This window comes from Psychroserpens citreus (genome assembly GCF_055686305.1).
Genome location: NZ_CM145999.1, coordinates 3511020 through 3523814 on the forward strand (window position 1 = coordinate 3511020; position 12795 = coordinate 3523814).

General features: G+C 33.1%; 12 protein-coding genes and 1 other RNA gene. 6 read left to right on the plus strand and 7 right to left on the minus strand.

The window, feature by feature from the left end; genetic code table 11:
- Window positions 1-29: 29 nt before the first annotated feature.
- Window positions 30-1505 carry a Na+/H+ antiporter NhaC gene (nhaC, locus tag ACTU6T_RS15720; RefSeq protein WP_460219151.1) on the plus strand — a complete coding sequence of 492 codons (1476 nt, stop codon included), beginning with the start codon at window positions 30-32 and terminating at the stop codon, window positions 1503-1505.
- A gap of 105 nt (window positions 1506-1610) precedes the next feature.
- A complete protein-coding gene (locus tag ACTU6T_RS15725; RefSeq protein WP_460219152.1) occupies window positions 1611-2249 on the plus strand; it encodes a peroxiredoxin in 639 nt (212 codons plus the stop codon).
- Window positions 2250-2314: 65 nt separating this feature from the next.
- Here ACTU6T_RS15725 and ACTU6T_RS15730 read toward each other — a convergent pair whose 3' ends face one another.
- On the minus strand, window positions 2315-2785 hold the full coding sequence (locus ACTU6T_RS15730) for an ankyrin repeat domain-containing protein (protein WP_460219153.1): 471 nt from the start codon (window positions 2783-2785) through the stop codon (window positions 2315-2317).
- A gap of 68 nt (window positions 2786-2853) precedes the next feature.
- Window positions 2854-5061, minus strand: coding sequence for a catalase/peroxidase HPI (gene katG / locus ACTU6T_RS15735; protein WP_460219154.1), 2208 nt, complete (start codon window positions 5059-5061; stop codon window positions 2854-2856).
- 370 nt (window positions 5062-5431) lie between these two features.
- Here katG and ACTU6T_RS15740 point away from each other — a divergent pair, with 370 nt between their 5' ends.
- Window positions 5432-5668, plus strand: coding sequence for a putative signal transducing protein (locus tag ACTU6T_RS15740; RefSeq protein WP_460219155.1), 237 nt, complete (start codon window positions 5432-5434; stop codon window positions 5666-5668).
- Window positions 5669-5689: 21 nt separating this feature from the next.
- Here the strand turns inward: ACTU6T_RS15740 and ACTU6T_RS15745 are convergent, their stop codons facing one another.
- Window positions 5690-7315, minus strand: a complete 1626-nt coding sequence (locus tag ACTU6T_RS15745; RefSeq protein ID WP_460219156.1) for an ABC-F family ATP-binding cassette domain-containing protein — start codon at window positions 7313-7315, stop codon at window positions 5690-5692.
- Between the two features lie 244 nt (window positions 7316-7559).
- Here ACTU6T_RS15745 and ACTU6T_RS15750 point away from each other — a divergent pair, with 244 nt between their 5' ends.
- Window positions 7560-8999 carry a TlpA family protein disulfide reductase gene (locus ACTU6T_RS15750; RefSeq protein ID WP_460219157.1) on the plus strand — a complete coding sequence of 480 codons (1440 nt, stop codon included), beginning with the start codon at window positions 7560-7562 and terminating at the stop codon, window positions 8997-8999.
- A 36-nt stretch (window positions 9000-9035) separates the two neighbouring features.
- Here the strand turns inward: ACTU6T_RS15750 and fsa are convergent, their stop codons facing one another.
- The 4 genes from fsa to ffs all read right to left on the minus strand — a co-directional run bounded on the left by fsa (window position 9036) and on the right by ffs (window position 11226).
- Complete coding sequence (gene fsa, locus ACTU6T_RS15755) at window positions 9036-9689, minus strand: fructose-6-phosphate aldolase (RefSeq protein ID WP_460219158.1); 654 nt, start codon at window positions 9687-9689, stop codon at window positions 9036-9038.
- 104 nt (window positions 9690-9793) lie between these two features.
- Entirely contained in the window at window positions 9794-10216 is a 423-nt protein-coding gene (locus ACTU6T_RS15760) for a hypothetical protein (protein ID WP_460219159.1), read from the minus strand.
- Between the two features lie 45 nt (window positions 10217-10261).
- Window positions 10262-11065, minus strand: coding sequence for an SDR family oxidoreductase (locus ACTU6T_RS15765; RefSeq protein WP_460219160.1), 804 nt, complete (start codon window positions 11063-11065; stop codon window positions 10262-10264).
- Between the two features lie 62 nt (window positions 11066-11127).
- Window positions 11128-11226, minus strand: an RNA gene (ffs, locus tag ACTU6T_RS15770) — signal recognition particle sRNA small type.
- Between the two features lie 87 nt (window positions 11227-11313).
- On the opposite strand from ffs, the gene ACTU6T_RS15775 reads away from it, so the two are divergent.
- Window positions 11314-12345 (plus strand): glutaminyl-peptide cyclotransferase, encoded by a 1032-nt coding sequence (locus ACTU6T_RS15775; RefSeq protein ID WP_460219161.1) that lies wholly within the window; start codon window positions 11314-11316, stop codon window positions 12343-12345.
- Window positions 12346-12347: 2 nt separating this feature from the next.
- Complete coding sequence (locus ACTU6T_RS15780) at window positions 12348-12737, plus strand: acyl-CoA thioesterase (RefSeq protein ID WP_460219162.1); 390 nt, start codon at window positions 12348-12350, stop codon at window positions 12735-12737.
- The last annotated feature ends 58 nt before the right edge of the window (window positions 12738-12795 follow it).

A 12795-nucleotide genomic window follows, 5' to 3' on the forward strand; every position in this document is an offset into this window, starting at 1 on the left:
TTACATGAACTAATCTTGATAACCACCCAATGAACGACGAGAATAATATTTCAGAATTTAAAGCTAAAGATCAGAACATTGTTGAAAATAAGGAACTTAATTTCTTCGAAGCAATGATTCCTGTGGTTATTCTTATGGGAATGCTAGCCTATAATATCTTTTTTGTTGAAGATCAAGAATGGTTTGGCGGTTATACGAATCAAATCATTTTATTATTAGGTGGAGGCGTGGCTGCTATTGTTGGTTTTTTTAATAAAGTTACCATAGGTCGTATGCTTAATGAGATTTGGGAAAATCTAAAAAGCGTCTTTATTCCTATTATGATTTTGTTTTTAGTTGGTGCATTGGCCGGAACTTGGCTTGTAAGTGGAGTCATTCCTGCTATGGTGTATTATGGATTACAAGTATTAAGTCCAGAAATATTTTTACCTGCATCTGTTATTATTGCTGCAGTAATTTCAATTGCTACTGGAAGCTCATGGACAACCTCAGCGACAGTAGGTATTGCATTAGTTGGTATAGGTACAGCGCTTGGCATTAACCCAGGGATGATTGCTGGAGCCGTAATTTCTGGAGCTTATTTTGGAGATAAAATGTCACCATTAAGCGATACAACCAACCTCGCTCCTGCTATGGCTGGAACCGATTTATTTACACATATTAAATATATGGCATATACAACTGTGCCAACGATTTTAGTAACATTAATTGTCTTTGGTATTATTAGCGCATCAATTGAGACCACAGGAAGTGCAGATATTAGTAACTTACTAGAAACTATTGATCAAACATTTAATATTTCTCCTTGGCTGTTTTTAGTTCCAGCAGCGGTTGTTGCCCTTATTTTAATGAAAACAAAACCATTAATTGCATTAGGTACTGGCGTCATTCTGGCTTGTATATTTGCTTTTATTTTTCAACCTGAAACTTTAAATGGTTTATCAGATTCTAAAACAAGTGCTATTGTCAATTCAATTTTCACAGATACTAATATTATTACTGAAAATGAAAAGCTTAATGATTTGTTTTCTGCAGGTGGCATGAATGGTATGCTTTGGACAATTTACCTTATCATTTGTGCGATGGTTTTTGGAGGTATCATGGATGGTATTGGTGCTTTAGCTAGAATTACCAAAGCATTGTTATCTGTAGCAACTTCAGTCTTCGGGTTATTTGCTAGTACAGTGGCGAGTTGTTTAGGACTTAATGTTATTGCTTCAGATCAATACCTCGCTTTAGTTATTCCTGGTAAAATGTTTAAACAAGCTTTTGAAGATCGAGGATTGGCTCCAGAAAATTTAAGTAGAACTTTAGAAGATTCTGGAACAGTTACTTCGGTCCTTATTCCTTGGAACACTTGTGGTGCTTATCAATCTGGTGTTTTAGGCGTTGGTGTAGGTGAGTATTTCTTTTATGCAATTTTCAATTGGCTCAGCCCATTTACAACTCTATTTTTTGCCGCTTTCAGAATAAAAATTAGGCAACTCTCAGGTAAATTAGTATAATCTATTAGTTCATAAATTTTTAAAATACTTCAGCATTGTTAATCCTATTGCAATGCATATCTTTGCACCCAAATTTAAAATTAACTCAAAAACATATATTAAAAAATGGCTGTATTAGTAGGAAAAAAAGCACCTCAATTTAATGCACAAGCGGTTGTAAATGGTCGCGAATTTGTAGAAAATTTCTCTTTAGATCAATTTATTGGTGAGAAACATGTTGTATTGTTCTTTTACCCTAAAGATTTTACATTTGTTTGCCCAACAGAATTACACGCATTTCAAGAAAAATTAGATGCCTTCAAATCTAGAAATACTGAAGTTATTGCAGTATCAACAGATACAGAGCAATCGCATTATGGATGGTTACAATTAGAAAAAAATCAAGGAGGAATTAAAGGTATTACATATCCTTTAGTTGCTGATACGAATAAAACCATTGCAAAAAACTATGATGTTTTAGCTGGGGAATATTTTTATGATGATAATGATATGCTTCAAGCTGAAGGAGAACTAATTGCTTATAGAGGTTTATTTTTAATTGACAAAGACGGTATTGTACGTCATCAAATCGTTAATGATTTACCATTAGGTAGAAACGTTGACGAAGCTTTACGTATGGTGGATGCATTACAATTTGTTGAAGAAAATGGTGAAGTATGCCCAGCAAACTGGAACAAAGGAAAATCTGGAATGCAGGCTACTCATGAAGGTGTTGCAGAGTTTTTAGAAAAACACGTAAACTAGACTACATACACATAATAAAAACCACACCAGTTCTATACGTATTGCGAACTAATGGTGTGGTTTTTTTATTTGAGTATCTTTAATAAATTAGTATAACCTTTATCCTCAGCATGCTGATAAGCAGTTTTACCCTCATTGTCAGTAATTGTCTTATCTGCTCCTCTCTCTATTAAGTATTTTATTACACCTTCCTTATTGTACATAGTAGCAAAAATTAAAGCTGTAGTGCCCAAATTATTTTTAGCATTAATATCTGCACCATAATTAAGAAGGCGTTCAACAAAAGGAACATTACCTTTAAAGCAAACACCAATAAGTGCTGAATTGCCAGTACCATCTCGAGCATCAACATCTACGCCATGTTCTAATAATATTATTGTGGCTTGTTCATTATCAAAATAGGTTGCAAAAATTAAAGGTGTAAACCCACGTGCATCTTTCTCATTTCCTAATTTAGGATTGGCATTGAGCATCGTTTTTAAAACATCATTTTTACCACTTTTTATAGCGTCAAAAAACAATTCATTTTCTGTCATAAATTAAATAATTAAAAAAAGGAATGCACTTTAACAGTTCATCCCTTCTTCTTATAGTTTATAATATCTTATTTTAAATCATAGCGATCTAAATTCATCACTTTGGTCCAAGCCGCAACAAAGTCATTAACAAAACGTAATTCCCCATCATTAGCACCATAGACTTCACATACCGCTCTTAATTCGGTATTTGATCCAAAAATTAAATCGGCACGAGTTCCTTTAAATTTCACTTCTCCAGTTCTACGATCACGACCTTCAAAAACACTATCATTTTCAGATGTAGCACTCCACGTGTAAGTAAAATCTAAAATATTTGTAAAGAAATCATTTGATAAATGCCCAACATTATCAGTAAACACACCATAATTTGAACCATCATAATTTGCCCCTAACACACGCAGTCCACCAACTAGAGCGGTCATTTCTGGGATAGACAATGTCAATAAGTTAGCGCGATCTACAAGTAAATCTTCAGCAGCTACATTCAATTTTGAATTCATATAGTTTCTGAAACCATCAGCTAAAGGCTCTAAATAACCAAAAGATTCTATATCGGTTTGCTCTTGAGAAGCATCTCCTCTACCTTGAGTAAATGCAACTGAAATAGTATGACCAGCGTTTCGTGCAGCTTCTTCAACACCCACATTACCAGCTAACACAATTAAATCTGCCATGGAAACGGAACCATTAAACTCATTTTGAATACCTTCCAGTATATTAAGGATTTTATTTAATTCTGAAGGATTGTTTACTTCCCAACTTCTTTGTGGCTCTAAACGTAAACGTCCACCATTAGCTCCTCCACGCATATCAGAACCTCTAAACGTAGATGCAGATGCCCACGCGGTAGATACTAATTGAGAAACTGAAAGCCCAGATGCCAATATCATAGATTTCAATGTAGAAATTTCTGTATCTGATAATGTATAATCAATTGCAGGGATTGGATCTTGCCATAATAATTCTTCTTGAGGTACTTCTGGGCCTAAATAGCGATGAATAGGTCCCATATCACGATGCGTCAATTTATACCATGCACGTGCAAAGGCATCTTCAAATGCTTTATGGTCTTTATGAAAACGTTCAGATATTTCTCTAAAACCCGGATCTCTTTTCAAAGCCATATCAGCAGTAGTCATCATTAATGCTTGTTGACCATTTCCATCTGCTGCTGGAGCCGTTGGAGCATTAGAAGCTGTAGTTGGCGTCCATTGATGAGCACCAGCTGGACTCTTAGTTAGTTCCCATTCATTATTCAATAATACATCAAAAAAAGAATGGTCCCATTGTGTTGGATTCGGTGTCCAAGGCCCTTCAATTCCACTAGTAATAGCATCTTGTAATACTCCAGATTTAAACGTATTCTTCCAACCAGTACTCATTTCTTCTATGGAAGCGCCATGAGGTTCCGCACCCACATATTTGTCAGGGTCAGCTGCACCATGCGCTTTTCCGAAGGTATGACCACCTGCAACTAAAGCCACTGTTTCTTCATCATTCATTGCCATACGACCAAAAGTAATTCGAATATCATGTGCAGATTTTAAAGGGTCTGGATTACCATTAGGTCCTTCAGGGTTTACATAAATCAATCCCATATGGACAGCACCTAAGTGCCCTTCTAAATCACCATCTCCTGTATCATATCGCTCATCATTATCTAACCAACCTGTTTCGCTTCCCCAATATACATCCTGCTCTGGCTCCCAAACATCTTCACGTCCACCTGCAAAACCAAAAGTCTTAAAACCCATAGATTCTAAAGCACAATTACCCGCTAAAACCATTAAGTCTGCCCAAGAAATTTTATTACCATATTTCTTTTTAACTGGCCATAATAGCAATCGTGCTTTATCAAGGTTGCCATTATCTGGCCAACTATTTAAAGGTGCAAAACGATGTGTTCCTGTTCCAGCTCCACCTCTACCATCACCAACTCGATAAGTACCAGCGCTATGCCAAGCCATACGTATCATAAATCCTCCATAATGACCATAATCGGCAGGCCACCAATCTTGTGAATCTGTCATTAGATCGATAACATCTTGCTTTAAAGCCGCGTAGTCTAAACTATTAAAGGCATCAGCATAATTAAAATCATCACCTAAAGGGTTAGATTTAGGTGCATGTTGTCGTAAAATATTTAGTTTAAGTTCATTTGGCCACCAGTCTCGATTACTAGTACCTCTTCCTGCAGTTTTTTTCTGTTCTCCACTTAAGAATGGACATTGACTTGCGTCTCCATTCATATTATGATTTCCGTTGTTATCCATTTAGATTATTTTTTTATGATTTACGATTTCATAAAGTTAGAAAATTTAAAGACTAAAACCCTATAGATAGATATTATAATAACTTATATTATAATCGATAAAATTTATACTTTACCTTGTCAAACAAAAAAACCATATTCTTATTGAATATGGCTTTTTAACAACCTAACTAAATCAATCAAAATATTATCTAGCGATAATCTTTTTACTTTACTGTTTAACAAATTTATAAATATATTAAACAAAACAACATACTTTATACAAATTTTAACGTTTAAATAAATACTGAATTCTACAAATAAGTGACAGTTTTTTTGTAACTTAAAAGTATTATTACGACCAATACGTTAGAACTTTAAATTAATTTATTATGACAGACTCAACCTATACAAAGATATTTTCGGGAAGTTTTATAATTGTACAATTGGCTATGGACAGGTTACAAAGCGCTGGCATAAATGCCATTATAAAAGACGAATCAGAATCTGGTCGACTTGCAGGATTTGGAGCCTCAATTCAAGGTTACCAAGAATTATATGTAAGTAATGAAGAACTAGAACAAGCGCAAGTTATTATTGCAGATCTAAACGAGGATTTAGCTTCTTAATATACAATAGCATCAAAAATATTATGCTGTAACGGCATACATTTTCTCACGCAATTCTTTAATTTTCTTATCACTCATATATTCATCGAAAGTCATATAACGATCAATAATTCCACTCGGGGTTAATTCAATAACACGATTAGCAACTGTTTGTGCAAACTCATGGTCATGAGTTGTAAACAACACTGTTCCTTTAAAGTTTTTAAGAGAATTATTAAAGGCTGTTATACTTTCCAAATCAAGGTGATTTGTTGGTTCATCTAACATCAACACATTGGCTCTCAACATCATCATACGACTTAGCATACAACGTACTTTTTCTCCTCCAGAAAGCACATTAGAAGTCTTTAAGGCTTCTTCTCCACTAAAAATCATTTTACCTAAAAATCCGCGAATATAAACTTCTTCTCGTTCTTCTTCTGTAGTTGCCCACTGGCGTAACCAATCTACTAAAGTCAAATTATTATCAAAATATTCACTATTATCGAGAGGTAAATAGGATTGTGATGTTGTAACACCCCAAGCATATTTTCCAGAATCTGCTTTGGCTTTATCATTAATAATTTGATAAAATGCTGTAGTTGCACGAGAATCTTTAGAGAACAAAACCACTTTATCTCCTTTATTTAGGTTAATATCAATATTGCGGAATAAAACATCTCCTTCAATTGAAGCTTCTAAACCATCTATATTTAAAATTTGATCTCCAGCTTCGCGATCGCGTTCGAAAATAATAGCAGGATAACGACGACTTGAGCGCTTGATATCGGCAATATTTAATTTTTCAATCATCTTCTTTCTACTAGTAGCTTGCTTAGATTTTGCAACATTAGCAGAGAAACGTCTAATAAACTCTTCAAGTTCCTTTTTCTTTTCTTCAGCTTTTTTGTTTTGTTGCGCATGTTGTCTTGCAGCTAACTGAGAAGATTCATACCAAAACGTATAGTTACCTGAGAAGTGATTAATTTTACCGAAATCTATATCAGAGATATGTGTGCACACAGCATCTAAAAAGTGCCTATCGTGCGATACTACTATAACACAATTATCATAATTAGCCAAGAAATTTTCTAACCAAGAAATAGTTTCATAATCCAAATCATTGGTAGGCTCATCCATAATGAGTACATCAGGATTACCAAACAAAGCTTGCGCTAATAACACTCGTACTTTTTGTTTACCATCTAAATCCTTCATTAATGTATAATGAAACTCTTCTTTGATACCCAAATTTGATAACATTGCTGCAGCATCACTATCGGCATTCCAACCATTCATTTCTTCAAACTGAACTTGAAGTTCTCCAATTTTCTCAGCATTCTCATCAGTATAGTCAGCATACAGAGCATCTATTTCAGATTTCAACTTAAACAACGGTTTATTACCCATGATTATCGTTTCCAAAACCGTATGTTCATCATAAAGATTATGATTTTGTTCTAAAACAGACATACGTTTTCCAGGCTCTAAATGTACATGTCCTGATGTAGGTTCTTGTTTTCCGGCTAAAATTTTCAAGAAGGTTGACTTACCTGCTCCATTGGCTCCAATGATTCCATAGCAATTTCCATTATTAAAAGTGGTATTTACTTCATCGAAAAGCACTCTTTTTCCGAATTGAACTGAAAGGTTTGATACTGATAACATGCTGTGTTTATTTAAGTTACAACTTTGATTTTGAGATGATTTCCGAAGAAAAACAATGGTCAAAGTTTCAGCTTGCAAAAGTAGAAAAATAAACGTATTGTTTACAACTTAATCACTTATTTTTTATATCATATTTATGGCTAAACAATAGTAAAATCAACATTTAACAACGTATTAACAAGACTTACTATTTGCAACCTTTATTTTTGTTAGAAATAGAACGACCTACATTATCGTTATAACTATGAAACTTTATTTAGTTACTTTTTTAATAACTGCTCTCCTATTGGGATGTGACTCCAATACGAATCAAGGAGAAATTGCTTATTTTGGAGGGGAAATTATTAATCCTAACAATAACTATGTAACGCTTTACTGTAATGAAACAGAAAGAGACACTATCTATTTAGACGAAAACAATCGTTTTATTCATAAAATTGAAAATTTAAATACAGGATTATATTCGTTTACACATGGCGGCGAATATCAAACCCTACTTATCGAACCAAATGACAGTATTTTATTTAGATTAAATACTGCAGACTTTGATGAGTCTTTAGTTTACACTGGTCAAGGTTCGAAAAAAAACAACTATTTTATCAAGTCTTATTTAACAGATGAAATAGAAAGTAAGAAGTTTGAAAAGAAAAGACATCTAGAACCAGAGGCTTTTGAGACGGTTATTAAATCTCTAAGAGAGCAAAAAATAGATATGCTTGGGCATTTTACAACAGCTCATGAAACTTCTGAATTATTTAAAAAAATTGCTCTAGCGAGCATTAATTATAATTATTACACTTATAAGGAACTGTACCCTTTTGGCTACTTTGGAAATAATAAGCTTATACATGTTAAGGATCTTCCAGAAGATTTTTACGACTATAGAAAAGATGTTAATTTTAATGACGAAACTCTGAGTGGTCTCTATTCTTACAATCGATTCTTACTATGGCATTTTCAAAATATAGGACTTCAAAAATATTATGAAGATGGGTCTCATCATGCATTTGACAGACATGCATTAGATTATAATCTTGAAAAACTTAATTTAATTGATAGCATTATTGAAAATAAAACGATCAAAAATTACGTATTGATGTATGTTACTAGAGAGTTTATTTTTAATAGCAACAATGCCGAAAAATCTAAAAGCATGCTCGCTGCTTTTACCAACAAAAGTACAGATAAAGCAAATACTGAGTACTTAACAAATCTAGTATCTGCAACAATAAATCTATTTCCTGGAAATAAAATCCCGAGTATAAAAATTGTAGATTTCAACAATAATACAAAAGACTTACATACAATAATTACAAAGCCTACGGTTATTTATTGTTGGTCTTCTAACTTTAAAATGAGTTATAGGAATAACCATTATATGATGCGTAGTTTAAAGTCAAACTATCCAGACATGAACTTTATAGCCATTAATATTAACGATATGAATACTGAGTCTTGGAAACAAACCTTGAACTTATTAAAGTATCCAACAGAAAATGAGTATATGTTCAAAAACCCTAATGAAGCAATAAAAACATTTGCTATAGCCTACTCTCAAAAAGTTATTATTGTTGATAAAAACGGAAAGATTATAAAATCAAATGCCGACTTATTTAGCAACGATATCAGCTATCAAATTGAAACAGCTTTAGCGTCTAATAACCATAAAAAAACTCTTAAATAGTATTTAAGAGTTTTTTTATGGTTATTATTTTTGAACCTAGTTTCCTTTTTTATAATCGGCAAGAAATTTCTCCAATCCTATATCTGTTAAAGGATGTTTTAATAATCCAACAATTGAACTTAATGGACCAGTCATAACATCGGCTCCAAGTTTTGCACAATCAATAACATGCATTGTATGACGCACTGAAGCCGCTAATATTTCAGTATCAAAACCATAATTATCATAGATCATTCTAATCTCACCAATAAGGTTTAATCCATCAGTAGAAATATCATCTAATCTACCTATAAATGGTGATACGTAAGTCGCTCCTGATTTGGCTGCCAATAGTGCTTGTCCTGGAGAGAAAACTAAAGTCACATTTGTTTTAATGCCTTTATCTGAAAAATATTTACACGCTTTTACACCATCTTTTATCATAGGCAACTTAATAACGATTTGATCGTGTAAATCCGCTAATGCCTCCCCTTCTCTTATCATGCCTTCAAAATCAGTAGAAATCACTTCAGCAGACACATCGCCATCTACAATATTGCAGATATTAACATAATGCTTCATAATATTATCGTGACCTGTAATACCTTCTTTTGCCATCAATGACGGATTGGTAGTAACGCCATCTAAAATACCTAAATCTTGTGCTTCTTTAATTTGATCAAGGTTAGCTGTATCAATAAAAAATTTCATTTGTAAAATTGTTATAGTTGTGAGTTAATTTTATGAGCACGAATTTACAATTTTATAACAGCTACAGAAGAACATATTATTAAATGATATTAACAATGTAGTCTCTAATCATTTATTATAATAGTATATACTTTTGAAGTCGCTGTTGAGCACATCCCATCATCATACTCTTGTCTATCATCATCCCAATACAATGGAGGATCAACATATAAAAACACTTCAAATTCAAATACCCCTGAAGTTTGCGGACTACCTTCTATTGTCACTCTTCTATGATTTGTAAAAAACGTTAATCCATCTGGTAAATCTCCATAGATGTCATAGTCATAAATATAATCGTCATCTCGTGGTTCATTATTAATTTCAGAAATAAATTCATCAAAGTAATAAAGGTTAACCAATCCTACATCAAATTCTTTATTTGGCAATTCTGGACTTCTTCCTGCAATGGTACATTCCAAAATATCTTCGCAACCGGTTAATGCAAAAAAAGATAGTAAAAGTAGAGGATAAAATAGTTGTTTCATAGTTGTAAGTTATGCAACTACTATCCTCAAAAAATATACCAAATATTAAACTTTGTAATGGTTTATAAGTAGTTTTTCATAAACCTTATCAGGAAGTATTCGTTTTAATACAACAGAAAATTTCTGCATAAATGTGCCTACTTTATAATGCACTTTAGGATTCGCAGTATTAATAATTTTGAAAATCATTTTCGATACTAAAATTGGATCACTTCCATTATCAACATCTTCATCTATCGTTTTTAAAATGGCTTTATAGGTTGATTCATAAGGAGACCCTTCTTTAACTGGAGCATGATAACGTCCTGCTGCAATATTGGTCGCAAAATCTCCTGGAGCCAAATCTGTCATATGAATATTAAAGTCTTTAATCTCCATACGAAAAGCTTCTGTAATTAATCCTAATGCTCCTTTACTCGCGCTATAAATTCCGCGATAAGGTAAACCCATATATCCAGCAATTGATGTTACATTAATAATTAAACCTGAATTTTGTTGTCGCATTTGGGGCAAAACCGCTTTAATCACATTTATAGGTCCAAAAAAATTGGTATCGAAATTACGCCTAATCTCTTCATTTGGTAACTCTTCAATTGGCCCATTGATTCCAGCTCCAGCGTTATTAACAAGTACATCTAAACGTCCTTCTTTTTCTATGATCGATGCAACTGACGTTTCTATAGTATTTATATTGCTAACATCTAATGTAACCAATTTAATTTTAGAATCAGGATAGCGTTCAGGCGACCTACTTGTACCATATACAGTATACCCCTTATCAGATAAAAATTCTCCTATAGACTTTCCAATTCCTGAAGAACCTCCAGTAATCAATACAACTTTAGACATAGTAAGCTTTGGCTAATTTAATTTCAAAAATACAATATAAATAGGAAAGTTTTGGATACAAAAAAAGGCAAGCTACCTACATCACACCGCTACGACCGCGTACCTTTGCTTCGTTCCCGACCTGGAGGATTAAGCAGGAGCTGGTTGTGTAGGACTTGCCGATTGCAAAGATACAATCTTTTAATACTTTTCCAATGATTTTTTATACTGAATTTTATTAAATAACTTGCATCAAAATTTCATCAAATATGCAGTCAATTAAAGCTTTCATTTTCATACTATTATGTGTTACAATTTGTTCTTGCGGAAACTCAGGAAATCAAAAAACTAAACTATCTATTGCCACAAATGCTAATAAAAATGTGTTTGTACTTGGAGATACCGGAGAATTGTCAATTAAAAACCCTAAAGGATTAGAGATTTCATCAATAAGTTATAAGTTAGACGGCAAACCAATCGATGCCTCTTTTAAACTTAATGATGAGACATTAGGCATCCATAATTTGACAGCAACAGTTCTATTTGATGACACTTTTGAAGACATCACAACTAAGATCACTATTCTTAATAATGCTGCTCCAAAAGTATATAGTTATAAGATTGTGAACACTTATCCGCACGATATCACTTCCTATACACAAGGTTTAGAATTTCATAATGGAGAACTATATGAGAGTACGGGACAATATGGTGAATCAAAATTGAGAAAAGTAAATTATAAAACTGGAGAAGTTTTACAAAACTTGGATTTATCTCAACAATATTTTGCCGAAGGTTTAACCATATTTAATGATAAGATTTATCAATTGACATGGCAAGAAAATATTGGTTTTGTATACGATTTAAGTCCGTTTAAAAAAACGAGTAGTTTTACTTACGGACAAAGCAAAGAAGGTTGGGGAATATGCAATGACGGAGAGCGGTTTTATAAATCTGATGGTACCGAAAACATTTGGTTATTAAATCCTAAAACCTTAGTTGAGGATGGTAAACTTCAGGTTTATACTAACAAAGGGAAAATAATAGGGCTTAACGAATTAGAATACATCAATGGTAAAATTTATGCCAATCGTTATCAAAAAAATGGAGTTGCTATAATAAATCCAAAAAATGGTGCCATTGAAGGAGTAATAGACTTTTCACCACTTCACAAATTGGTAACCCAACATCAAGGTTTAGATGTATTAAATGGTATTGCTTATAATCCTGAAACAAACACTATTTTTGTGACCGGTAAACGCTGGGATAAACTCTTTGAAGTCGAAGTTTTTGAGAAATAAATATGCAAATCCACGAACAAGAATTAATAGTTTCAAAAGCTCATCTTGATAGCCGAAATCATGTCAATAATATTCGCTATGTCGAATGGGTCCAAAACATAGCAGAATCACATTGGAATATTAAGTCTACAAAAAACATTAGATCAAAATTTTATTGGGTAATGATAAGTCATCATATTCAGTACAAAGCAGAAGCTATTTTAGATGATGTATTACTTTTAAAGACGTATGTCAAACAATCTCAAGGCTTAAAATCTACTAGAATAGTCGACATCTATAACAAAGCAACTGGAAAGCTCCTTACAACCTCAGAAACTATTTGGTGTTTTATGTCCCATGACACCAATCGTCCAACTCGAATTCCTGAGAACATCAACATGCTTTTTAGTTAAAATATCATTAAAACAGAAGTTAAAATCTCTTAACTAAGTTCACTTCCTCAAATAATTT